Source organism: Actinomadura geliboluensis, assembly GCF_005889745.1.
In the GTDB taxonomy this organism is placed as follows: Bacteria; Actinomycetota; Actinomycetes; order Streptosporangiales; family Streptosporangiaceae; genus Spirillospora; species Spirillospora geliboluensis.
In genome coordinates, this window is sequence record NZ_VCKZ01000095.1 from 1 (window position 1) to 23,523 (window position 23,523).

At 72.7% G+C, this 23,523-nt stretch carries 22 protein-coding genes; 10 read left to right on the forward strand and 12 right to left on the reverse strand.

The genetic code is table 11. The features are described 5' to 3' along the window. The 4 genes from ETD96_RS15250 to ETD96_RS15265 all read left to right on the forward strand — a co-directional run. On the forward strand, window positions 1–432 hold a 432-nt coding region (locus ETD96_RS15250), incomplete at its 5' end, for an EamA family transporter (protein WP_171069038.1). A gap of 1 nt (window position 433) precedes the next feature. Next, window positions 434–2,074, forward strand: coding sequence for a fumarate hydratase (locus ETD96_RS15255; protein WP_138637002.1), 1,641 nt, complete (start codon window positions 434–436; stop codon window positions 2,072–2,074). A gap of 126 nt (window positions 2,075–2,200) precedes the next feature. Beyond that, window positions 2,201–3,460 (forward strand): serine/threonine-protein kinase, encoded by a 1,260-nt coding sequence (locus tag ETD96_RS15260; protein ID WP_138637003.1) that lies wholly within the window; start codon window positions 2,201–2,203, stop codon window positions 3,458–3,460. 80 nt (window positions 3,461–3,540) lie between these two features. Further along, on the forward strand, window positions 3,541–4,962 hold the full coding sequence (locus ETD96_RS15265) for a class II fumarate hydratase (protein ID WP_138637004.1): 1,422 nt from the start codon (window positions 3,541–3,543) through the stop codon (window positions 4,960–4,962). A gap of 67 nt (window positions 4,963–5,029) precedes the next feature. Here the strand turns inward: ETD96_RS15265 and ETD96_RS15270 are convergent, their stop codons facing one another. The 4 genes from ETD96_RS15270 to ETD96_RS15285 form a co-directional block, all read right to left on the reverse strand. After that, entirely contained in the window at window positions 5,030–5,959 is a 930-nt protein-coding gene (locus tag ETD96_RS15270) for an aggregation-promoting factor C-terminal-like domain-containing protein (protein ID WP_338072552.1), read from the reverse strand. Between the two features lie 525 nt (window positions 5,960–6,484). Further along, a complete protein-coding gene (locus ETD96_RS15275) occupies window positions 6,485–7,897 on the reverse strand; it encodes a PhoH family protein (RefSeq protein WP_138637005.1) in 1,413 nt (470 codons plus the stop codon). A 75-nt stretch (window positions 7,898–7,972) separates the two neighbouring features. Beyond that, window positions 7,973–8,860, reverse strand: a complete 888-nt coding sequence (locus ETD96_RS15280; RefSeq protein ID WP_138637006.1) for an isoprenyl transferase — start codon at window positions 8,858–8,860, stop codon at window positions 7,973–7,975. 170 nt (window positions 8,861–9,030) lie between these two features. Then, window positions 9,031–9,552 carry a hypothetical protein gene (locus tag ETD96_RS15285; protein ID WP_138637007.1) on the reverse strand — a complete coding sequence of 174 codons (522 nt, stop codon included), beginning with the start codon at window positions 9,550–9,552 and terminating at the stop codon, window positions 9,031–9,033. Window positions 9,553–9,668: 116 nt separating this feature from the next. Between ETD96_RS15285 and ETD96_RS15290 the strand changes: the two genes are divergently transcribed. Further along, the gene (locus ETD96_RS15290; RefSeq protein WP_240807675.1) at window positions 9,669–11,207 is read left to right on the forward strand and encodes an MFS transporter; all 1,539 of its coding nucleotides are present in this window, start codon (window positions 9,669–9,671) and stop codon (window positions 11,205–11,207) included. Beyond that, window positions 11,188–11,826, forward strand: a complete 639-nt coding sequence (locus ETD96_RS15295) for an acyl-CoA-like ligand-binding transcription factor (RefSeq protein ID WP_240807677.1) — start codon at window positions 11,188–11,190, stop codon at window positions 11,824–11,826. Before ETD96_RS15290 ends, ETD96_RS15295 begins: the two co-directional genes overlap by 20 nt. Window positions 11,827–12,052: 226 nt before the next feature. On the opposite strand, the gene ETD96_RS15300 is transcribed toward ETD96_RS15295, so the two are convergent. From ETD96_RS15300 to ETD96_RS15315, 4 genes are all read right to left on the reverse strand, one after another. Then, a complete protein-coding gene (locus ETD96_RS15300; protein ID WP_138637008.1) occupies window positions 12,053–13,243 on the reverse strand; it encodes a C40 family peptidase in 1,191 nt (396 codons plus the stop codon). A 205-nt stretch (window positions 13,244–13,448) separates the two neighbouring features. Beyond that, window positions 13,449–15,434 carry a thioredoxin domain-containing protein gene (locus tag ETD96_RS15305; protein WP_138637009.1) on the reverse strand — a complete coding sequence of 662 codons (1,986 nt, stop codon included), beginning with the start codon at window positions 15,432–15,434 and terminating at the stop codon, window positions 13,449–13,451. Between the two features lie 42 nt (window positions 15,435–15,476). Further along, on the reverse strand, window positions 15,477–16,835 hold the full coding sequence (locus tag ETD96_RS15310) for a dihydrolipoyl dehydrogenase family protein (RefSeq protein WP_138637010.1): 1,359 nt from the start codon (window positions 16,833–16,835) through the stop codon (window positions 15,477–15,479). Between the two features lie 7 nt (window positions 16,836–16,842). After that, window positions 16,843–17,796, reverse strand: coding sequence for a ribonuclease Z (locus tag ETD96_RS15315; RefSeq protein WP_138637011.1), 954 nt, complete (start codon window positions 17,794–17,796; stop codon window positions 16,843–16,845). Window positions 17,797–17,876: 80 nt separating this feature from the next. On the opposite strand from ETD96_RS15315, the gene ETD96_RS15320 reads away from it, so the two are divergent. Further along, on the forward strand, window positions 17,877–18,350 hold the full coding sequence (locus ETD96_RS15320) for a pyridoxamine 5'-phosphate oxidase family protein (protein ID WP_240807680.1): 474 nt from the start codon (window positions 17,877–17,879) through the stop codon (window positions 18,348–18,350). A 29-nt stretch (window positions 18,351–18,379) separates the two neighbouring features. Here ETD96_RS15320 and ETD96_RS45890 read toward each other — a convergent pair whose 3' ends face one another. From ETD96_RS45890 to mca, 3 genes are all read right to left on the reverse strand, one after another. Beyond that, on the reverse strand, window positions 18,380–19,045 hold the full coding sequence (locus ETD96_RS45890) for a helix-turn-helix domain-containing protein (protein ID WP_138637012.1): 666 nt from the start codon (window positions 19,043–19,045) through the stop codon (window positions 18,380–18,382). A 78-nt stretch (window positions 19,046–19,123) separates the two neighbouring features. Continuing rightward, window positions 19,124–19,360, reverse strand: a complete 237-nt coding sequence (locus tag ETD96_RS15330; RefSeq protein WP_138637013.1) for a hypothetical protein — start codon at window positions 19,358–19,360, stop codon at window positions 19,124–19,126. After that, a complete protein-coding gene (gene mca / locus ETD96_RS15335) occupies window positions 19,360–20,223 on the reverse strand; it encodes a mycothiol conjugate amidase Mca (RefSeq protein ID WP_138637021.1) in 864 nt (287 codons plus the stop codon). Before mca ends, ETD96_RS15330 begins: the two co-directional genes overlap by 1 nt. Window positions 20,224–20,399: 176 nt before the next feature. Here mca and ETD96_RS15340 point away from each other — a divergent pair, with 176 nt between their 5' ends. Together ETD96_RS15340 and greA are read left to right on the forward strand one after the other, a co-directional pair. Then, window positions 20,400–20,783, forward strand: coding sequence for a DUF4307 domain-containing protein (locus ETD96_RS15340; RefSeq protein WP_138637014.1), 384 nt, complete (start codon window positions 20,400–20,402; stop codon window positions 20,781–20,783). Between the two features lie 211 nt (window positions 20,784–20,994). Beyond that, window positions 20,995–21,495 (forward strand): transcription elongation factor GreA, encoded by a 501-nt coding sequence (gene greA, locus ETD96_RS15345; protein ID WP_138637015.1) that lies wholly within the window; start codon window positions 20,995–20,997, stop codon window positions 21,493–21,495. 71 nt (window positions 21,496–21,566) lie between these two features. Here the strand turns inward: greA and ETD96_RS15350 are convergent, their stop codons facing one another. Then, window positions 21,567–22,043, reverse strand: a complete 477-nt coding sequence (locus ETD96_RS15350) for an Lrp/AsnC family transcriptional regulator (protein WP_171069039.1) — start codon at window positions 22,041–22,043, stop codon at window positions 21,567–21,569. Between the two features lie 134 nt (window positions 22,044–22,177). Between ETD96_RS15350 and hppD the strand changes: the two genes are divergently transcribed. Next, window positions 22,178–23,269, forward strand: a complete 1,092-nt coding sequence (hppD, locus tag ETD96_RS15355) for a 4-hydroxyphenylpyruvate dioxygenase (protein WP_171069040.1) — start codon at window positions 22,178–22,180, stop codon at window positions 23,267–23,269. Window positions 23,270–23,523 lie beyond the last annotated feature (254 nt).

Genomic DNA, 23,523 nt, shown 5'->3' on the forward strand with positions numbered 1-23,523 from the left:
TCGGCCTACTCCGCCGCGCTGGCCGCGCCGATGCTGCTGGCCGTCGGCCTCGCCGTGGACGGGGCGGCCGTGCTCCGCACCCCCACGGCCGGTGAGCTGGCGGGCTTCGCCTACCTGTCGGTGGTCGTCACCACGATCGCGTTCCTGCTCTGGTACGGCGCCATCGGCCGGCTCGGCGCCGACCGGGCCGGGCTGTTCGCGGGCCTGATCCCGGTCAGCGCGGTGATCACGACGGTGGCGCTCGGCATCGACCGGCCGGGCGCGGCCGACCTGGCGGGCGCCGCGCTGGTCGCGGCGGGCGTCGTCGTCGGCCTGCGCGCCCGCGTCGCCCCCCGCGAGGCCGTCGCCCCCCGCGAGGCCGCGGTTCCCGAGGTCGTAACCTGTGAGTCCGTAGACACCGCCCCCATCGGAACCGCGCGAGGATCTGCCTGACATGCCTGAGTTCGCCTACACCGACCTGCTGCCGCTCGGCCCGGACGAGACCGACTACCGTCTCCTGACCTCCGACGGGGTCTCGACCTTCGAGGCCGGCGGGCGGACGTTCCTGCAGGTCGAGCCGGAGGCTCTGCGGCTGCTCACCGAGACCGCGATGCGCGACATCTCGCACCTGCTGCGCCCCGCGCACCTGGCCCAGCTCCGCCGGATCCTGGACGACCCGGAGGCGTCCCCCAACGACCGGTTCGTCGCGCTGGACCTGCTGAAGAACGCGGGGATCTCGTCCGGGGGCGTCCTGCCCATGTGCCAGGACACCGGGACCGCGATCGTGATGGGCAAGCGCGGCCAGCACGTCCTGACCGACGGGAACGACGAGGAGCACATCTCGCGCGGCGTCTACGACGCGTACACGAAGCTGAACCTGCGCTACTCGCAGATGGCACCGGTGACGATGTGGGACGAGAAGAACACCGGCAGCAACCTGCCCGCGCAGATCGAGCTGTACGCCTCCCCCGGCGAGGCGTACAAGTTCCTGTTCATGGCCAAGGGCGGCGGCAGCGCGAACAAGTCGTTCCTGTACCAGGAGACGAAGGCCGTCCTGAACCCGAAGCGGATGATGACCTTCCTGGAGGAGAAGATCCGCTCGCTCGGGACGGCCGCGTGCCCGCCGTACCACCTGGCGATCGTGGTCGGGGGCACGTCCGCCGAGTACGCGCTGAAGACCGCGAAGTACGCGTCCGCCCATTACCTGGACACGATGCCCTCCGAGGGCTCGCCGCTCGGGCACGGGTTCCGCGACCTGGAGCTGGAGCTCCAGGTGTTCGAGCTGACGCAGAAGCTCGGCATCGGCGCGCAGTTCGGCGGCAAGTACTTCTGCCACGACGTCCGCGTGATCCGGCTGCCGCGGCACGGCGCGTCCTGCCCGGTGGCGATCGCGGTGTCGTGCAGCGCCGACCGGCAGGCGCTCGCGAAGATCACCGCGGAGGGCGTGTTCCTGGAGCGGCTGGAGACCGACCCGGCGCAGTACCTGCCGGAGACGACCGACGAGCACCTCGACGACGAGGTCGTGCAGATCGACCTGAACCGTCCGATGGCGGAGATCAGGGCCGAGCTGACCAAGTACCCGGTGAAGACGCGGCTGTCGCTGACCGGCCCGCTCGTCGTCGCCCGCGACATCGCGCACGCCAAGATCAAGGAGCGGCTGGACGCGGGCGAGCCCATGCCGCAGTACATGCGCGACCACGCCGTCTACTACGCGGGCCCTGCCAAGACGCCGGAGGGCTACGCGTCCGGCTCGTTCGGCCCCACCACGGCCGGGCGCATGGACTCCTACGTCGAGCAGTTCCAGGCCGCCGGCGGCTCGCTCGTCATGCTGGCGAAGGGCAACCGGTCCAAGCAGGTCACCGACGCCTGCAAGGAGCACGGCGGCTTCTACCTCGGCTCCATCGGCGGCCCCGCCGCCCGCCTCGCCCAGGACTGCATCAAGAAGGTGGACGTCCTGGAGTACCCCGAGCTCGGCATGGAGGCCGTCTGGAAGATCGAGGTCGAGGACTTCCCCGCGTTCATCGTCGTGGACGACAAGGGCGAGGACTTCTTCGCCGACACCACGGGCCCCGTCCTGACCATCGGCAGGCGCTGACGAACGGCAGCCCCTGCCGCCGTTTCTTGGTGATTCTTGCCTTTAGGTCATAATGACAACCCGAAAATGCCGTTGGTGCCGAGGTCTCTCCGCTGAGCGCCTGGCCACTCCGGTATCTTTTCCGCCATGTCACGGTCAGAGCGCCTCGTTCTCGCGGCGCGCTACCGGTTGGTCTCGGAAATAGGTCAGGGCGCCAACGGCACCGTATGGAGAGGGCATGACGAACTCCTCGATCGCGCCGTGGCGATCAAGGAGCTCCGGCTCCCCGATGACCTCAAAGAGGACGACAGGGTCGTCTTCTACCGCCGCACCCTCCGGGAGGCGCGCGCGCCCGCACAGCTGCGCACGCATTCCATCGTCGAGGTGTACGACGTCGTCATCGAGCAGGGCCGCCCCTGGATCGTGATGGAGATGATCGAGGCGCCCAGCCTCGAACAGCTCATCGAGCGCTCGGGCCCGCTGCCGCCCGAGCGGGTCGCGTACATCGGCCGCGCGCTGCTGGACGCCCTCAGCACCGCGCACAAGGCCGGGATCGTGCACCGCGACCTCAAGCCCAGCAACGTGCTGCTGGACGGCGACCGCGTCGTCCTCACCGACTTCGGGCTCGCGTTCTCGTCCGGGTCGGCCAGCCTGACCAAGACCGGCCACTTCATGGGGTCGCCCGCGTACGTGGCGCCCGAGGTGGCCCGCGGGGAGAGGGCGACGCCCCGCTCGGACCTGTGGTCGCTCGGCGCGACGCTGTACGCCGCGCTGGAGGGCCACCCGCCGTTCGAGCGCGAGAACGTCATGGCGACGCTGAGCGCGCTCGCCACCGAGTCGACGCCCGCCCCGCAGAACGCGGGCGAGCTCACCCCGGTGATCACCGGGCTGCTGGAGAAGAACCCGACCCGCCGGCTCAGCCACGCCCGCGCGGTCGACCGGCTCGAACGCGTCCTCACCGGGCCCCGCTCGAAACGCCGCGGCCGGACGCCCCGCCACCGGATGATGGTCGTGATCGGGCTCGTCGGCGCGACCATCGCGTCCTGCGGGATCGGCGCCACCGCGCTCGTCGTCGGGATGACGCGGGAGAACCCCGGAGCGTCCCCGACCGGGGCGCCGACCAGCCCGGCGGGCGGCGGCGCGCAGGGCGTGCCGTCCGGCGTCACGACCAGCACGCTGGTCGTCCGCGCCCGCAACGCCGTCTGCAAGATCTTCGTGTCGGAACCGGCCGGGGCCGTGCTCAGCGACGAGACGCTGCGGGAGGGCGAGGCCCGCCAGTACGGCCAGCCGCGCCTCAACGCCGTCATCTACGACGCGTCCGCCTGCGACGTCTGGGTCAACGGCCTGCGCAAGCCCCTGGGATCCCCCGGCGAGCGGAAGACCTACTCGCTCACCAGGGAGGAGTGACAAGCCCCACCCCGGGGAATGCGGGAGCCACCTGACAGGCTGCCATGAAGGACGGCAGAAGGTTCGAAGGGGAGGCTTCCATGTCCGAGCAGGAGTTCCGGGTCGAGCACGACTCCATGGGCGAGGTGCGGGTACCGGCGGCGGCCCGGTGGCGGGCGCAGACCCAGCGCGCGGTGGAGAACTTCCCGATCTCCGGGCGGACGCTGGAGCCGTCGCACATCGCCGCGCTCGGCCACATCAAGGCCGCGGCGGCCACGGTCAACGCCGAGCTGGGCGTGCTCGACGCGGACGTCGCCGCCGCGATCACCGAGGCGGCCCGGGAGGTCGCGGACGGCCGCTGGAACGACCAGTTCCCCGTCGACGTGTTCCAGACCGGGTCAGGGACGTCGTCCAACATGAACGCCAACGAGGTCGTCGCGACGCTGGCGCAGGAGCGGCTCGGCCGCCCCGTCCATCCGAACGACCACGTGAACGCCTCCCAGTCGTCCAACGACGTGTTCCCCTCCTCGATCCACATCGCGGCGACCGGGGCCGTCCTGACCGAGCTGATCCCCGCGCTGCGGCACCTGGAGGCCGCGCTCTCGCGCAAGGCCGGCGAGTTCCGGACCGTGGTGAAGTCGGGCCGCACCCACCTGATGGACGCCACGCCCGTGACGCTCGGCCAGGAGTTCGGCGGGTACGCGTCGCAGATGCGGCACGGCGTGGAGCGGCTCGAGGCCGTCCTGCCGCGGCTCGCGGAACTGCCGCTCGGCGGGACGGCGGTCGGCACCGGCATCAACACCCCGGAGGGCTTCGCCGCGCGCGTCATCGCGGAGATCGCGCGGGTCACCGGGCTGCCGCTGACCGAGGCCCGCGACCACTTCGAGGCGCAGGGCGCGCGGGACGGGCTGGTCGAGGCGAGCGGCGCGCTGCGCACCGTCGCGGTCGGCCTCACCAAGATCGCCAACGATCTGCGCTGGATGGGGTCCGGGCCGCGCGCCGGGCTCGCCGAGATCCGGCTGCCGGACCTGCAGCCCGGGTCGTCGATCATGCCGGGGAAGGTCAACCCGGTGATCCCGGAGGCGGTGGCGCAGGTCGCCGCGCAGGTCATCGGCAACGACGCGGCGGTCGCGTTCGGGGGCGCGTCCGGCAACTTCGAGCTGAACGTGATGCTGCCGATGCTGGCCCGCAACGTGCTGGAGTCGATCACGCTGCTGGCCAACGCGTCGCGGCTGCTCGCGGACCGCTGCGTGGACGGCATCGAGGCCGACGCCGACCGGATGCGCGAGTACGCCGAGTCGTCGCCGTCGATCGTGACGCCGCTGAACCGCTACATCGGGTACGAGGAGGCGGCGAAGGTCGCCAAGCAGGCGCTCAGGGAGCGCCGGACGATCCGCGAGGTCGTGCTGGAACGCGGCTACGTCGACGACGGGAAGCTGACCGTCGAGCAGCTCGACGCGGCGCTCGACGTGCTCGGCATGACCGGCACGCCGGGCGGCTGGCGCCCCCGCTCCCGCGGCTGAGGCCGCCGACAGAGGGCCGCGCGCGTCCCAGCGGCCCGTACGGGCGCCGGGACGCGCCGAGCCGGGATCAGTACCAGCCGACCGACTGGAAGTGCGACCAGCCGCCGCAGGGCGTCTTGTAGCGGTCCTTGATGTAGCCGAGGCCCCACTTGATCTGGGTGGTGGCGTTGTTCTGCCAGTCGGGGCCGGCGCTCCCCATCTTGGAGCCGGGCAGCGCCTGCGGGATGCCGTACGCGCCCGACGACGGGTTGGCCGCGTGGGTGTTCCAGCCGCTCTCGCGCTCCCACAGGTTCACCAGGCAGCCGAACTGGCCGTCGCCGGTGAACCCGAAGCTCGGCATGAGCTTCTTGGCGATCTCCTGCGCCTCGCCCTTCGGCACCGGGTCGCCGACCGGGCCACCACCGCCGCCGCCGGCGCCGTCCTTCTTCTTCTCCGGCGTCTTGGTCGGGATCGGGGCGCCCTTGGGCCGCAGGGCCGGGCCCTTGCCGTCGTCCTCGCGCGTCTTGCGGGACGCGCGCTCCAGGGCCAGCTCGCGCCGCTGCTGCTCCAGCACCTTCGGGTCGACCTTGGGCACGGCGGCGTCCGCCAGCTGCCGGGTCGGCTGGACGGTCGCGGCGCCGTCGCCGGAGTCGCCGGAGCCGCCGGTGAACGCGAGCGCGGCGACCGCGCCGCCGCCGATCACCACGGCGGCGCCCGCCGCGACGGCGGCGATCCGCAGGCCGGTGCGCCCGCCGGAGCCGCCGCCGTGCCCGGCGGAGCGCCCGGCGCGGGCGCGGCCCGCGGGGCTCAGCGGCTCGGCGGAGTCGAAGCCGAGAGTGTCGCCGCCGGGAGCGGCGGCGCGGGCGGAGCCGGCGACGCGCACGTCGTCCTCGTGCGGCGCGGACGCCCGCGGGGCCTGCCCCTCGAAGGACGGCTGCCCGAAGGCGGGCTGCTCGAAGGGGGGCTGCGCGGGGGACGGCTGCCCGGCGGCGGGAGACGGCGCCTCGAAGGCGGCCATCGCGTCCGCGACGGGGGCCGGGAGGTCGAAGTTCTGTCGATCGTCTCGCCTAGGGGACCCGGGACGGTCTCCGTACAAGGCGGTCCTTCCGACGGTCGCACGCGCATGGACACGCGCACGAGCTGTTTCCACCCCGGCCCGGCGGACCGCCGGGGGTGCGCGGCTCCGGGCCCGGCCGGCGCCTCGTCCGGGGCGCGTCTTTCGGGGGGCCGCGCACCGGCCTGGCACCGCTCGGGGTGCTTACGAGGAGACACAATGCCGGAGGCCGCGGGCGGCTTCGCAACCGAAACGAGACCGATGCCGCCGACGGCGCCGTTGTCAACTCCCCCGGTGCGGCCCCGAAACGCCCGGCCCGCCTGCGCGTCTCCGCTATTGGCGGTGTGACTGTGACCTTAATCACAACTCTACGGTATGAGGTTTGATGATCACGTTCCGTAGGGAAGGGATACGCGTGTTCTGAGACGACGAGACCCCGGCGGCCCGCAGCGGGCCCACCGGGGTCTCCTCATGCGCGCGGCGCCCGGATCAGACGCCCACGTCGCCCAGCATGTCGGTCACCAGCTCGGCGATCGGCGACCGCTCCGACCTGGTCAGCGTCACGTGCGCGAAGAGCGGGTGGCCCTTCAAACGTTCCACCACGGCCGCGACCCCGTCGTGCCGCCCCACCCGCAGGTTGTCGCGCTGCGCCACGTCATGGGTCAGCACGACCCGCGACCCGGCGCCGATCCGCGACAGGACGGTCAGCAGCACGCCGCGCTCCAGCGACTGCGCCTCGTCCACGATCACGAACGCGTCGTGCAGCGAGCGGCCCCGGATGTGGGTGAGCGGCAGGACCTCCAGCATCCCCCGGTCGAGGACCTCGTCGATGACCTCCGGCGTCGTCACCGCCGACAGCGTGTCGTAGACGGCCTGCGCCCACGGCGACATCTTCTCGTTCTCCGAGCCCGGCAGGTAGCCGAGATCCTGGCCGCCGACCGCGTACAGCGGGCGGAACACCACGACCTTGCGGTGCCGGCGCCGCTCCATGACGGCCTCCAGGCCGGCGCACAGCGCGAGGGCCGACTTCCCGGTGCCGGCCCGCCCGCCGAGCGAGACGATGCCGACGTCCTCGTCCATCAGCAGGTCGAGCGCGATCCGCTGCTCCGCGGACCGGCCGCGCAGCCCGAACACCTCGCGGTCGCCGCGCACCAGCTTCACCGACTTGTCCGGCAGCGTCCGGCCGAGCGCGGAGCCGCGCTCCGACAGCAGCCGCAGCCCCGTGTGGCAGGGCAGGTCCCGCGCCTCCTCCAGGTCGGCGGTTCCCGAGTCGTACAGCTCCTCGACGGCGCCGGCGGTCACCTCCAGCTCGCGCATGCCGGTCCAGCCGGACTCCACGACCGCGAGCTCGGCCCGGTACTCCTCGGCGGCGAGCCCGACCGCGGACGCCTTCACCCGCATCGGCAGGTCCTTGGAGACGAGCACGACGTCCCGTCCCTCGTGCGCGAGCCACCCGGCCACCGACAGGATCCGGGTGTCGTTGTCGCCGAGCCGGAACCCGTCCGGCAGGACGCTCGGGTCGGAGTGGTTCAGCTCGACCCGGAGCGTGCCGCCCTGGTCGCCGAGCGGCCCCTCGACGGACACGGCCTCGTCCAGCCGCCCGTGCCGCAGCCGCAGGTCGTCCAGCGTGCGCAGCGCCTGCCGGGCGAAGTACCCGAGCTCGGGGTGGTGGCGCTTGGCCTCCAACTCGGAGATCACGACGATGGGGAGTACGACCTCGTGCTCGGCGAACCGGGTCAGCGCCCCGGGGTCGGCGAGCAGGACGCTGGTGTCGAGGACGTACGTGCGCCGCTCCCGGTCCTGGTGGGGGGACGACCCCCCACTCCCCCCGGAAAGGCCCGGGACCTTGGTTCCGGAGGAGTTCCCGGACGTGCCGGGACGGCGCGCGGAGGATGTGGCCACTCGATCTCCCTGGGAATGGGGAACCTACGGGTGGCGCCCAGGTCCGCCCAGGGGGCGGTGGTCCGCTGGGGACGGTCAGGTACCGTAGCGCCGGTGCCGCGCGGCGTAGGAGCGCATCGCCCGGAGGAAGTCGACCTTGCGGAAGTCCGGCCAGTGGACCTCGCAGAAGTAGAACTCCGAGTGGGCGCTCTGCCAGAGCATGAAGCCGGAGAGCCGCTGCTCGCCCGAGGTGCGGATGACCAGGTCCGGGTCCGGCTGGCCGCGCGTGTAGAGATGCTCCGCGATGTGCTCCACGTCGAGGGACTCGGCGAGTTCCTCGATGCTGGTGCCCCGGCTCGCCTGCTCGATGAGCAGTGAGCGCACCGCATCAGCGATCTCACGCCTACCTCCATACCCAACGGCGACGTTCACAATCAGGCCGGGAGCGCCGGATGTGGTCTCGGCCGCGTCTTTCAGGACACGTGCCGTCTTGTCGGGCAGGAGGTCGAGGGCGCCGACGGGCTTGACGTGCCAGCCGTCGGCGGCGAGCTTGCGGACGGTGTTCTCGATGATCTCCAGCAGCGGGTCGAGCTGGTCCGCGGGGCGGTTCAGGTTGTCGGTGGACAGCAGCCACAGCGTGACGACCTCGACCCCGGCCTCGGCGCTCCACTGCAGCAGCTCGGAGATCTTCTGGGCGCCGCGCTGGTGCCCGGTGTTGACGTCGGCCAGCCCCATCGACCTGGCCCAACGCCGGTTCCCGTCCAGTATCACGCCGACGTGGCGGGGGATGACGTCGGTCGGCAGGTCGGCCTCGACGCGGCGCTCGTACAGCCGGTAGACGACGTCGCGGACGGCCCCGTACGGGCCGCTGCGGCGGATCGCGGAGACGAGCCGCCCGCCCTCGGCGGGACGGCGGCGCGCGCCCTCGCTGCGCCCGCCGCGCGGCTGCCCGCTCCGCGGATTTCCCGTACGCCGAACCCCCATCTGGGCTTCCCTCCGAGCGACCCGTCCCTGCCGGGAAGAACGCTCAATTATGGCCCGGCGGGGACAGTTCTCCCGCCGATACGGGAAACCCGGGGTGCCGCGCGGCACGTCCGGTACGGGCCGTGGCCGGTTCCGGCGCGGCCCGGCGGGGCCGCGCCGGTCGGGCGGTCTCAGGCCTTCGGGCCGGCGGCGCGGGCGCGCTCGACGTGCTGCAGCGCGGTGCGCAGTTCGGCGAGCCACGCGTCGGTGTTCTTGCCGACGAGCCGGACGCACCAGGCGAGCGCGTCGCTGCGGCTGCGCGCGACGCCCGCGTCCACGAGCGTGTCCAGGACGCGCCGCTCGGGCTGCCGGAGCCGGGTCATGACCGGCACCGACAGGTGGGTGAACATCTCGCGCTCGCCGTCGCACTCGACGCCCCAGGAGACCTTGTAGCCGAAGCGCTGCTCGGCCTCCCGCGCGATGCCGATGCGGCGCTCGCGGGTCTCCTCGCGGAAGCGCTGGACGTGCCCGGCGACCACGCCGGACCGCTCCGCGCCCGACACCGCGGCGGCGGCGGCCGGCAGCGGCAGCCGGCCGATGACGCTGGCCTCCTCGCGGTCGAGGACGACCTCGGGCGCGCCTTCGAACCACCCGTCCGGAAGCCGCCCGGAGAACCAGCCGCGGAGTTCTTCCACCGCTTCACTCGTACTCATGTAATCAAAATTACAGCGCATACCCGGACGGGCGCCAGCCTTCCCCTCGATTGACACGCGACCTCTTTTGAGAGTTACTCTCATTTCATAGTTCGACTCATTTGGAGGTTGCTCTCATGTCCGTGGGGTACGCCCGGCGCTGGATCGGGCTGTCGGCCCTGGCGCTGAGCATGCTGGCGCTCGGCTTCGACCTGACGATCCTCAACGTGGCGCTGACGACGCTGTCGGAGGAGCTGGACGCGAGCACCAGCGAGCTGCAGTGGATCGTCGACTCCTACCTGCTCGTCTTCGCGGCCGTGCTGCTCCCCGCGGGGCTGCTCGGCGACCGGCTCGGCCGCAAGCGGCTGCTGCTGGCCGGCCTCGCCGTCTTCGGCGCCGCCTCGCTCGCCGGGGCGTTCGCGGGCGGCACCGGCGGCGTCATCGCCGCCCGCGCGTTCATGGGGCTCGGCGCGGCGGTCGTCCTGCCGCTGTCCATGTCGATGCTCCCGGCGATCTTCCCGCCGGAGGAGCGCACCCGGGCCGTCGCGATCTGGGCGGCCGCGAACGCGGTCGGGCTGCCGCTCGGCCCGCTGCTCGGCGGCTGGCTGCTGGAGCACTACTGGTGGGGCTCGATCTTCCTGATCAACGTCCCGGTGGTGGCGGCCGGCGGCCTCGCGGTCGCCTTCCTGCTGCCCGAGACCCGGGACCCGGCGGCGCCGCGCGTCGACCTTCCCGGCGCGCTGCTGTCGATGGGCGGGCTCGTGGCGCTGGTGTACGGCGTCATCGAGGCGCCCGTCCGCGGCTGGGGCGACCCGGTGTCGGTCGCCGCGTTCGCCCTCGCCGCCCTCCTGCTCACCGGCTTCGTGGCCTGGGAGCGGCGCGCCGCGCAGCCGATGCTGAACCTGCGGCTGTTCCGCGACCGCGCGTTCGTGTGGGCGATGGTCGCCGCCGTCACCGCGAACCTGCTGCTCGGCGGGCTCCTGTTCGTCCTGCCGCAGTACCTGGAGGCCGTCCAGGGCAGCGACGTCTTCGAGACCGGGCTGAAGATCGTCCCGATGCTGGCGGGGCTGCTGGCCGGCGCGGTCGCCACCGACCGCGCGGCGGCCCGCACCGGACACAAGCCGATCATGGTCGCGGGCCTGCTGGTGCTGGCCGCCGGGCTCGGCTGGGCCGCGTTCACCGAGGCCGGCGACGGCTACGGCACCACCGTCCCGTGGCTCGTCGTCATCGGGCTCGGCTCCGGCCTCACCCTCATCCCGGCGATGGACGCGGTACTCGCCGCCCTCCCCGCCGAGGAGGCCGGACGCGGCTCCGGGCTCGTCCAGACGCTCCGCCAGACCGGCGGGACGCTCGGCGTCGCCGGCCTCGGCAGCCTGCTGGCCGCCGTCTACCGCGACCATGTCGGCACCGGCCACCTGCCCGCCGACGCGGCCGCCGCCGCCCGCGACTCCATCGGCGGCGCCGTCCGCGTCGCGGGCCGCCTCGACGACGGGGCGCTGCTCGCGTCCGCGCGCGACGCCTACGTCCAGGGCATGGACGCCGTGTTCGCTGCGTGCGGCGCCGGCTCCCTCGCCGCGGCCGTCCTGCTGTGGCTGTTCATGCCGCGCCGCGGACGGGAGGATGCGGCCCCCGCCGCCGATGCCCGACAATCGGACCATGAGCCCGTCGTCCCCTGAGCACGCGATCGACCGCATGGAGGACCGGCTGGCCCGGCTGCCGCTGCGGGAGCGCAAGAAGCTGCGGACCCGGAGGGCGATCCAGGACCACGCCCTCCGGATGTTCGCCGAGCAGGGGTACGACGAGACGACGGTCGAGCAGATCGCGGCGGCGGCGGAGATCTCCCCGAGCACGTTCTTCCGCTACTTCCCCACCAAGGAAGACGTCGTGGTCACCGACGTGTACGACCCGATCATGGCGGAGGTCCTGCGCGACCAGCCGCCCGAGATGCCGCCGGTCGAGGCGCTGCGCGCCATGCTCCGGGAGATCCTGCCGCAGCTGTACGAGAGCGACCTGGAAGCCCTGAAGACCCGGCTGCGGCTCACCGCCGACGTCCCCTCCCTCCGCGGCCGCACGTTCGAGTCGATGCGGGCCACGTTCGAGATCCTCAGCGAAGTCTTCGCCGAACGGACCGGCCGCGCCGCCGACGACCCGGAGGTGGAGGCGTTCGGCTGGGCGGTCCTCGGCGTCCTCCAAGCCGCCCTGTACCGCCTGATCGACGGCAAGACCACCTACGAGGAACTCCCGGCCCAGATAGACCACAACCTCGAGTTCCTAGCCCAAGGCTGCCCGTTGTAATTCAGAGGCCCCCAAGAAGCCAGGAGCCCGGCCCCCGGCCACGGGCAGGCACGCGGAGCGAGCTCTGCGAGCGCAGCGGGCCTGCCCGCCGGTCGGCGGGCTGTTTCACGAGACGCGCCAGCGGATCGGGAAACGGCCCGCCGACCGTGACGGGGGTTCCAGGGGGTCGCCCCCCTGGACAAACACAGCCGCCCCCTGGACAAACACAGCCGCCCCCTGGGCCAACTCAGCCGCCTATCGCTCCGGCCACCTTGGCTGCGGTTTGGGGGTTCACTCGGACCGCGCCGCGCATGTTGCGGGTGTAGACGTTCTGGACCTGGACGACGGTGCCGCGGCGCGGGGCGGCGATCATCTTGCCGTTGCCCAGGTAGAGGGCGATGTGCGAGATGTAGCCGGGGGCCGTCGGGTCGTTCGCCCAGATGAGCATGTCGCCGGGCTGCGCCTTGCTGTAGGGGATCACCCAGCCGGCGCGGGCCTGGTCGGCGGCGACGCGCGGGAGGCGGATGCCCGCCTTGGCGAAGGCGTACTGCATCAGGCCGGAGCAGTCGTAGCCGCCCTCGGCCTCGGACTCGCCGCCCCACACGTACGGCCAGCCGAGCCGGGTGTAGGCGGCCTTGATCACCGTCTGGACCTGCTGGGCGGTCATGACGCGGCCGTTGGCGGTGGGGACGTCGCCGGCCTTCGGGAAGTCGATCTCCGGGTTGACGGCGACGGCCTTGGCCTGCTTCGGCAGGTGCTTGCGCAGCTTCTTGATGAACGTCTTCGGCTGGCTCTTCGGGACGCTGATCAGCATCGCGTTGCCGCTCGGCATGCCGAGGGCCTGCGCGGTGGTGTGCGAGATGACCGCGTCGACGTCGCTGATGCCCATGGTGGCGTAGGCGCCGACGCGCAGCTGCGACTGGCTGCGGGTGCCGCCGACCGGGACCTGGCTGCCGAGCTTGACGCCGCCGTCGCTGCCCATCGTGAAGGAGATCGCGACGTCGCCGGACGCCAGGTTGCGCCAGAGGGCGTCCGACTTCGCGGTCGGCTTCGGCGTGTAGTTGCGGAACGTGGACGGGTTCACGCCCATCAGCCCGACCCGCTTGCCCGCGACCATGCCCTGCACGGCGTCCACGACCTCGACGCCCTGCACGCCCTTGGCGCCGCGGACCTTGCGGACGAAGTCGTCCGGCAGGGTCGTCGGGGCCGCGACGAGCACGTGCGGGGTGAGCCGCTTGCCGAGCGGCGCGACCGCCGTGGGCGACAGGGTGGTGCTGCCGGACGCGGCCACGTAGCGGGCGCGCTTCTCCTCGGTCCGGCTTGCCTGCGCCGGGGGCCCGTCGTCGTGCGCGACGAGGACGGCCACGTTCGCGGCGAGGGTCGTCAGCACCGAAACGCCGATGATCGTCGGTAGGACCCGGCGGTTCGGCTTGCGCACTGCCACACTCCTCGAGGTCGCCCTGCCGGCTCCGCCGGCCCCGGGACACGACTATGGATCAGCCTGTCGGCCACCGTCCAGATACCCGGCCCGCCGCCTCGGCATCCTCGCCCGTCATGCCGCATCGGGTCAGTTCCGTCCCGGCTACTCAGTGGTAACACCAAGCGGGCACGAGATCAAGGTCACAGTGCCACAAAGTGGACCATCAGTCCAATTGCCCGCGGAGTTCGCGGGTCAGGTCGGCGCGCGTCGTCACGGGCAGGCGGCACACGAAACCGCGGCACACGTACGCCGACGGAACCCCGTCCACCAGGCCGCGTCCCTCCAGGAGCGGGACGCCCTCCGCGTCCGGCGGGCCGACGCTGACCACCGCGCCGGGCGCGACCGCCATCAGGGCCGTGCGGTGCAGTTCCCTAGTGCGCTCGTCGGCCGGGTCGCCGATCACCGCGATCTCCACCGGGCCGGTCGCGCGCGCCTCGGCCACGGCGAGGCCCCAGCCCGCGAACCGCGCGTGCTCGGCGGCGAGCGTCGTGGCGGGGGCCAGCGCGGCCTCGGCGGCCTGCCGGTGCCAGTCCGACCCGGTGAGCGCGGCGAAGGACAGCAGTGCGCCCGCCGCCGCGAACTGGCCGGACGGCGTCGCGTTGTCGGTCGGGTCCTGCGGGCGGCGGAACAGCCGCTCCGCGTCGTCGGCCGTGTCGTAGAAGCCGCCGGAGCCGTCCGCGAACCGTTCGAGGACGGTGTTCAGCAGCTCGCCCGCCATCCGCACGTGGTGCGGGTCGCCGGTGACGCCGTGCAGCGCGATCAGGCCCTCCGCCACGTCGGCGTAGTCCTCCAGGACGCCGGAGTTGGCGCCCGCGACCCCGTCCTTGGACGTGCGTGTCAGGCGTCCGTCGCGCTCGTGGACGTCCATCAGGAGGCGCGCCACCTCTTCGGCCGCCCGGACGAGGTCGGGACGGTCGAACAGCGCGCCGCACTCGGCCAGCGCGGCGATGGCGAGCCCGTTCCAGGCGGCCACGACCTTGTCGTCCCGCGCGGGAGGGATCCTGTGCGCGCGCGCCGCCAGCAGGGTCGTTCGGATGCGCTCGTAACGGTCGGCGTCTTCCGGGTCGGTCAGGAGTTGGAGCACCGACGTGCCGTGCTCGAACGTGCCCGTGACGTTGAAGAGGCGCTCGGCGAACGCGCCGTCCTCGTCGCCCAGCACCTCGTGGAGCTGCGCCGGCGTCCAGACGTAGTACTTGCCCTCGACGCCCTCGCTGTCGGCGTCGAGGGCGGAGGCGAGACCGCCTTCGGTGGTCCGCAGGTCGCGGAGCATCCAGTCGCACGTCTCCAGCGCGACGCGCCGCGCGAACGGCGTCCCGGTGAGCCGCCACCAGTGGGCGTAGACGCGCGCCAGGAGCGCGTTGTCGTAGAGCATTTTCTCGAAGTGCGGGACGACCCAGCCCGCGTCCACCGAGTACCGCGCGAACCCGCCGCCGAGCTGGTCGTACATGCCGCCCCTGGCCATCGCCTCCAGGGTGTGCGACGCCATCTCGAGCGCCCGCTCGCCGCCCGTGCGGGCGTGGTGGCGCAGCAGGAACTCCAGGGCCATCGACGGCGGGAACTTCGGCGCGCCGCCGAACCCGCCGCGCTCGGGGTCGTAGGCGGTGTCGAGCGCCGCGACCGCCCGGGCGAGCGCCTCCTCGCCGGGCGCCTCGTCCCCGGCCAGGCCCGACCCGCGCGAGGTGAGCGCCGCGACGACCTGCTGCCCCTGCCCGGCCACCTCGTCCCGCTGCTCCGTCCACGCCTTGTGGACGGCCTGCAGCAGCGCCCGGAACTGCGCGCGCGGGAAGTAGGTGCCGCAGTAGAACGGATGCCCCTCCGGGGTCATGAACACCGTCATCGGCCACCCGCCCTGGCCGGTCATGGCCTGGGTCGCCTCCATGTAGACGGCGTCGATGTCCGGCCGCTCCTCGCGGTCCACCTTGATGTTCACGAACAGCTCGTTCATGACCCGGGCGACCTCGTCGTCCTCGAAGGACTGATGAGCCATGACGTGGCACCAGTGGCACGCGGCGTACCCGACGGACAGCAGGACGGGGACGTCGCGGCGGCGCGCCTCGGCGAACGCCTCGTCGGTCCACTCCCACCAGTCCACCGGGTTCCCGGCGTGCTGGAGCAGGTACGGGCTTGTCGCGTCCTTGAGCCGGTTCATGCCCCCGATCCTGCCCGATCCGGCCTGCGCCTCACCCCCCGCCTACGCGGACAGATCGGCCAGGGCGGACTCGATGGCGCGGTGGAAGGTGGGGTAGGCGTAGATCATGTCGCGCAGGACGGCCGTGGGCGTCTCGGTGTGCACGGCGACGGCGAGGAAGCCGAGAACCTCGCCGCCGGCCGGGCCCGCGGCGGTGGCGCCGACCAGGGTGCCCCACTCGGGGTTCTCGACGAGCTTGACGAAGCCGTCGTTGCCGGCCTTCTGGATCCACCCGCGCGTCGAGTCGGGGATCCGCGCCGTGCCGGTGCGGACGGGCAGGTTCTGGTCGCGGGCCTGGGCCTCGGTGAGGCCGACCGAGCCGATCTCGGGGTCGGTGAAGGTGACGCGGGGCACGGCGCGGTAGGCGGCGGGCGGGCCCTCCTCGCCGAGGATGTCGCGGACGGCGATCGCGCCCTGGTACATGGAGACGTGCGTGAACGCGCCCATGCCGGTGATGTCGCCGATCGCCCACACGCCGTCGGCGGCGCGCATGTGGCCGTCCACGGAGAGCCGGCGGGCGTCCTCGTCCAGGCCGACGTGCGCGAGGCCGAGGCCCTTCAGGTTGGGGCGGCGGCCGGTCGCGACGAGGAGGCGTTCGGCGGGCAGGGCCTCGTCGCCGAGGCGCATCGTGAACTCGGTGCCGTCGTGGCCGACGCCGGTGACGTCCACGCCGGTGCGGACGCCGATGCCCTCGCGCTCGAAGACGTCCCGGATCAGGGCGCTCGACTCCGGTTCCTCGTTGAGCAGGAGGCGGTCGGCCGCCTCCACGACGGTGACGCGGGTGCCGAACCGGGAGAAGACCTGCGCCATCTCGGCGCCGACGACACCGCCGCCGAGGACGATCAGCGACGCGGGGGCCTCGGTCGCCTGGACGGCCTCCCGGTTCGTCCAGAACGGCGTGTCCGCGAGGCCGTCGATGGGCGGGGCGGCCGGGGCCGTGCCGGTGTTGAGCAGGATGCCCCGGCGCGCGCGGAACACCTGGTCGTTCACCGTGACCTCGCCCGGCGCGGTGATGCGGCCCTCACCGCGCACCAACCGCACGCCCATGCCGGTGAGGCGGTCGGCGGCGGCCTTGTCGTCCCACGAGTCGGTCGCCTCGTCGCGGATGCGGGCGGCCACCGGACCCCAGTCGGGAGTGACGGTCGCCTCCCCCGCCATCCCGGGGACGCGGCGGGCCTCTTCGAGCAGCCCGGCGGCGCGCACCATCATCTTGGTCGGGACGCAGGCGTAGTACGGGCATTCGCCGCCGACCAGGCGGGACTCCACGGCGGCGACGGACAGGCCCGCCTCCGCCAGCCGCCCGGCCGCGTCCTCTCCCCCGGGGCCCAGCCCGATCACCACGACATCGACTTCGTCAGCCATGCCGTGGTTACTGCCCCTGATCCCGTCCTGTTAGGCGGCGCGGCGGCAGCGGGATCCGGTCCAGGTCGTGGACCAGGGTGATGTCGCCGCCGAAGTGGGCGGACGCCTCGTCGGTGAAGCGGTGCTCGTCCTCGGCGCGGTACCGCTCGGAGAAGTGGGTGAGGACGAGGTGCCGGACGCCCGCCTCCGCTGCGACCGCTCCCGCCTGCGCCGACGTCAGGTGCCCGTACTCGGCCGCCAGCGCGGCGTCCTCGTGCAGGAACGTCGATTCGATGACGAGCATGTCCGCGCCGTCCGCCAGTTCCCGGACGCCGTCGCAGAGCCGGGTGTCCATGACGAACGCGACCTTCTGCCCGGGACGGGGCACGCTGCACTCGTCGAGGGTCACCGTGCGGCCGTCCGGCGCGGTGACGCGGCCGTCCTCCTGGAGCCGCCGGATCAGCGGCCCCCGGACGCCCCGCGCCGCCAGCTCGCCGGGCAGCATGGTGCGGCCGTCCGGCTCCTCCAGCCGGTACCCGTACGCCTCGACCGGGTGCGACAGCCGCCGCGCGGTCAGGGTGAACGGGGCGTCGCCGGTGTCGAGCCGCATCCGCTCGCCGGAGACGGGCCGCTCGCGGACGACGTCGGTGTCGCGGAAGACGGCGGCGTGCCGCAGCCGCTCCCAGTACGGGGCGCCGCTCGCCGGGAACGCCGCGTCCACCGGGTGCTCGACGCCGTCGCGGGCGATGCGCTGGACGACGCCGGGCACGCCGAGGCAGTGGTCGCCGTGGAAGTGCGTCACGCAGATCCAGGTCACGTCGTTCGCGGCGACCCCGGCGCGCGACATCTGCCGCTGCGTCCCCTCGCCGGGGTCGAACAGCACGCCGTGGCCGTCCCAGCGCAGCAGGTACCCGTTGTGGTTGCGGTTCTTGGTGGGCACCGCGCTGGCGGACCCGAGGACGATCAACTCGCGCACCGACATGCCCCCATGGTGCCGGGTGCGGGAGCCGTGCAAGCGCTTGGTTATTCTGTGCGCGATACACGCGACCCAGGGAGGGCCCGTTGGCCGGCAAGCGCGACAAGATCAAGATGACGCCGGAGGAGGTGGCGTCCTACCTCGCGGACAACTTCAAGGTCCAGGTCGCCACCGTGGGCAAGGACGGCGAGCCGCACCTCGTCACGATGTTCTACACGCTGCTCGACGGCAAGATCGCCTTCACCACGTACAAGGCGTCGCAGAAGGTGCTGAACCTGCGCCGCGACCCGACCATGACGTGCCTGGTCGAGGACGGCGTCGAGTACAACGAGCTGCGCGGCGTCGCGCTCTACGGGCGCGGCCTCGTCATCGAGGACCCCGGGCCGCGCAGCAAGGTCGGCATGGTCGTCGGCTCGCGGATGGCGGGGCTGCCCGTCCCGGAGATCGGCGAGCCCGTCGACCCGGTGATCGCCGAGGGCATCGAGCAGGCGCTGGCCAAGCGCGTCCTGATCGTCATGGAGCCCGACCGCGTCGTCAGCTGGGACCACCGCAAGGTGTAGCCGCGGGCCCCGGGAGGCACCGGAAGGCCCTAGGGGGCGCCGTCCTCCAGGGCCAGCACGGCGGCGCGGCCGAGCGCGGCGCCCTCGGCCGCGTGGTCGCCGCGCTCGCGGGCGGCGTCGGCGAGGTGCACGAACATGCCGGCCTGCTCGCCGACCTCGCCCCGCCGCCGCACGATGTCCAGCGCCTGGCCGAAGAAGTTGATCGCCGCGACGGGCCGGTGCGCGCGCAGGTAGGCGTCGCCGAGCGCGGCGAGCACGCGCGCGCGTTCGGCCTCGTCCTCGGCCTCGGTCAGCCGCTCCCCCAGCACCTCGGCGGCCTCCGACCAGCGCTCGCGGTCGAGCAGGGCCGCGCCGAGGCCGCCGGGCTCCGCCGCGCCGCCCGCCTGGACGAGGGAGTGGTCGAGGAGGCGGCGCAGCGCGGCGTTGCGGCCGTCCTCGGTCTCCTCGTGCTCGGCCCGCTCCCGCGCGAAGCCGAGGACGGGGCCGGGCAGCCGGAACCGGTCACCGGACGCGGCGACGAGGCCGTGCGCGGCCAGCGTCTCCAGCAGCCCGCGCGCCTGGCTCTCCGGCATGTCGGCGAGGGCGGCGGCCGCCGCCGGGCCGATGTCGTCGCCGGGCGGCAGGCTCAGCAGCCTGAGCAGCCGGGCCGCCGCCGGAGCGAGTTCCCGGTAGGCGTCCTCGAAGTTCGCGCGCACGTCGAGGGTCCTCCCCGGCCGCGACCGGATCGAACCGGGGAGGCGGCGCCGCGCTCGGGCGCGGCGCCCGCCGCCCGCTCAGGCGTCGTCGTCGCGGGCGGACTTCGCCGCCGGCGCGCTGTCGGCCGCCTGCGCGCGTTCCCACGCCTGCTGCTTCAGGTCGGCCTCGCTGGGCGCCTGGATCTTCTTCATCTGCCTGCCCATCGAGCGGATCAGGAAGACCGTCGCGGCCACCAGGGCGAGGAACACCACGAAGCCGAGGACGCCGGGACTGACCGTGTCATCGTTCAGCGGCATGGCGTAGAGGGGAGGCATTACAGACACACCTTCTCCCGGATGCCGGCGAACAGGTCGTCCTCCGGCACCTCGGTGTCGACGAGGGACCTGGCCAAATGGTAGTCCTCGGTCGGCCATGCCTCGCGCTGGACGTCCATCGGGACGACGAACCAGAACCCGTTGGGGTCGATCTGGGTGGCGTGGGCGAGCAGGGCGCGGTCCCGCGTCTCGAAGTAGTCGGCGCACTCGACGCGCGTGGTCACCTCCCACGTGGCGCGGGTGTCGTCGCCGTCCTCGAAGCGCTTCATCCAGTCGCCGTAGGGCGACTCCAGCCCGGCGTCCTCCATCGCCGTGTGCAGGGCGAGGATGCGCTCCTTGCTGAAGGTCATGTGGTAGTAGAGCTTGAGCGGCTGCCAGGGCTCGCCCGCGCCGGGGTAGCGCTCCGGGTCGCCGGCGGCCTCGAACGCCTCCACCGACACCTCGTGGCACTTCACGTGGTCGGGGTGGGGGTAGCCGCCCTTCTCGTCGTAGGTGAGGATCACGTGCGGGCGGAAGTCGCGGACGGCGCGCACCAGCGGCTCGGCGGCGGTCTCCAGCGGCTCCAGCGCGAAGCAGCCTTCCGGGAGCGGCGGCAGCGGGTCGCCCTCCGGGAAGCCGGAGTCGACGAAGCCGAGCCAGCGCTGCTCCACCCCGAGGATCTCGCGGGCCCGCGCCATCTCCGCCTCGCGGACCTTGCCGATGTCGGCCTTGACCTCCGGCCGGTCCATCGCCGGGTTCAGGATGTCGCCGCGCTCACCGCCCGTGCAGGTGACGACCAGCACCTCGACGCCCTCGGCGACGTACCGCGCCATCGTGGCCGCGCCCTTGCTGGACTCGTCGTCGGGGTGGGCGTGCACCGCCATGAGGCGCAGCGGCTCGTCGCCGCCGCAGGGCCGGTCGAGCGTCGTACCGTCGATGACCTCGGACACGTGGGGATCTCCCTCTCCGGACTCTTGGCGGCCCCCGGTTCGAGGCATGCGCCAGCACAGACGAGAATTGTCCCTGACAACGTCCGCACACCGCACGGAGATTCCCCGCCATGACGACGAGCGTGTCGAAACCCGCGGCCCCGGCCGAGCCCCGGCGCGGCCGCGCCGGAATGGTGGTCGCCGGGCTCCTGGCGGCGCTGATGGCGGTGGGCATCGGGGTTCTCGCGATGCACTCGGGGCAGACTCCGGGGATCGTCCCGCAGACCGTCTCCTACGACATCACCGACACCTCGGTGAAGATCAACTACACGGTGGCCAAGGGGAAGGGCGACGCGGTCCGCTGCACGGTCGACGCCTACGACACCGACTTCGCGATCCTGGCGGAGACGACGGTCTCCGCTCCGGCCGGGAAGTCCGGCGTCTCGGGGACGGAGACGCTGACGACGCCGCGGCGGGCCACCGGCGCCCGGATCCACGACTGCGTCAAGGAATGACCCGGCCGGGCCCGGCGGACGCCCGGCCGGCCGCCCGGCGCGCCGGGTGAGCGGCGAACCGCGATTGGCGGATTGCGGACGCCGAGTTCAGGGAACCTTTACCCGCACACACCGGATAGGCTAGAGGTTTCACCCGGCCGCACTTCATGTAGATGTGACACCCACCCGCTGTGGGCGGGTGAGGATCGCAACATGTGGATGAGGAGTACCCGTGACCGAGACCCGCGCTGACAACGTCACCTGGCTCACCCAGGAGGCGTACGACCGGCTCAAGAACGAGCTGGACCACCTGTCGGGCCCGGGCCGCATCGAGATCGCTCAGAAGATCGAGGCGGCGCGGGAGGAGGGGGACCTGCGCGAGAACGGCGGCTACCACGCGGCCAAGGAGGAACAGGGCAAGATCGAGGGCCGTATCCTCCAGCTCCAGAGCATCCTGGAGAACGCGCGCGTCGGCGAGGCCCCGCGCACGGAGGGCGTCGTCGGTCCCGGCATGACCGTCACGATCTCCTTCGAGGGGGACGACGAGGAGGTCACGTTCCTGCTCGCCTCCCGCGAGGAGGTCGGCGCCCCGATCGACGTCTACTCGCCCAAGTCGCCCCTCGGCGCCGCCATCGACGGCAAGAAGGTCGGCGAGAAGGCCAGCTACACCCTGCCGAACGGGCGCTCCATGAGCGTCGAGATCCTCGACGCGACGCCGTACGGGGGCGCGTAGCCCCCCGGCCGGGCCACTGCGGAGGTGAGAGCCGCCGGACGGAGCGATCCGCCCGGCGGTTTTTCGTTGCGCTAGCCCCGCTGCGCGGCGGCCGCCTTGACCAGCGGGAGGGTCCGGTACGGGATCTGGGTGGCCAGGGAGATGACCGAGGAGGCGCGCTCCACGCCCGCGACGTCCACGATGACGTCGATGACGCGCTGCAGGTCGGTGTTGCTGCGGGCGACGATGCGGCACAGCATGTCGCCGGGGCCGGTGATGGTGTGCGCCTCGATCACCTCGGGGACCTGCGCGAGCCGGGCGGCCACCGGGTCGTGCCCGCCCGCCTGCCGCAGCTGCAGGGTGACGAACGCGGTCACCCCGTAGCCGAGCGCCGCCGGGTCGATCTCCGGGCCGAACCCCGCCACGACGCCGTCCCGGGCCAGCCGGTCCAGCCGCGCCTGGACGGTGCCGCGCGCGACGCCGAGCCGGCGGGAGGCCTCCAGGACGCCGACGCGCGGCTCGGCGGTGAACATCTCGATCAGGCGGGCGTCCAGCTCGTCGATCGCCACCGCGCCTCCCGTCGTCCGTGACCGTGGTCACCCTGCACAGAATTACCGGCCAGTTCGGGGGGTCACTATACAGATTGTCCAGTGATTCGCACCACTCTTGCGCACCTTGTAGTCGTATGCCGAGATTAGTGGGCATGGATGAGTTTCCGGTCAAGGGTATGGACGCCGTCGTCTTCGCCGTCGGCAACGCCAAACAGGCCGCCCACTACTACTCGACCGCGTTCGGGATGCGCCGGGTCGCCTACCGCGGCCCGGAGAACGGCAGCCCCGACGAGGCGGTGCACGTGCTGGAGTCCGGCAGCGCCCGGTTCGTGTTCCGCGGCCCGGTGAAGGCGGGCACGGAGATCGGCCGGCACATCGCCGCGCACGGCGACGGGATCGTCGACCTCGCGATCGAGGTCCCCGACGTCGAGCACGCCTACCGGCACGCGCTCGCCAAGGGCGCCACCGGGCTGGAGGAGCCGCACGTCCTCGCGGACGAGCACGGCAAGGTGACGATCGCCGCGATCGCCACGTACGGCGAGACCCGGCACTCGCTGGTCGACCGCTCCAACTACACCGGCCCCTACCTGCCCGGGTTCGCCGCCGCCGACCCGATCGTCGCGCCGCCGGAGAAGCGCTTCTTCCAGGCCGTCGACCACTGCGTCGGCAACGTCGAGCGCATGGACGAGTGGGCCGACTACTACCACCGCGTCATGGGCTTCACCGACATGGCCGAGTTCGTCGGCGACGACATCGCGACCGAGTACTCGGCGCTGATGTCCAAGGTCGTCGCGGACGGCAGCCGCAAGGTGAAGTTCCCGCTGAACGAGCCGGCGGAGAGCAAGCGCAAGTCGCAGATCGACGAGTACCTGGAGTTCTACGGCGGGCCGGGCGTCCAGCACATCGCGCTCGCCACCAACGACATCCTCGCGTCGGTCGACCGGATGCGCGCCGCCGGCGTGGAGTTCCTGGAGAGCCCGGACTCCTACTACGAGGACCCCGCGCTGCGCGAGCGGATCGGCGAGGTGCGGGTGCCGATCGAGGAGCTGCAGAAGCGCCGCATCCTGGTGGACCGGGACGAGGACGGCTACCTGCTGCAGATCTTCACCAAGCCCGTCCAGGACCGTCCGACCGTCTTCTTCGAGCTGATCGAGCGGCACGGCTCGCTCGGGTTCGGCAAGGGCAACTTCAAGGCCCTGTTCGAGGCGATCGAGCGGGAGCAGGAGCGCCGCGGCAACCTGTGAGGCCCGCTCCGGACTCTGGGGGTCCGGGCCGGTTCCGCCCGCTCCGGGAGAGCGGACGGGGCCGGCCCGGGCTTTCCGGTGTCCTGGACGTGACCACCAGCAGGCACACTGTGGGGCCATGAGCGAACCACCACAGACCCCCCGGCCCCCGGACGAGGAGACACCCGCGCAGGGCGCACCGGACGCGCAGGCTCCGGAGGCGCCCCCGTCCCCCGAGCGTCCGCCGCCCTACCAGGGCACGTACGGCACCCAGC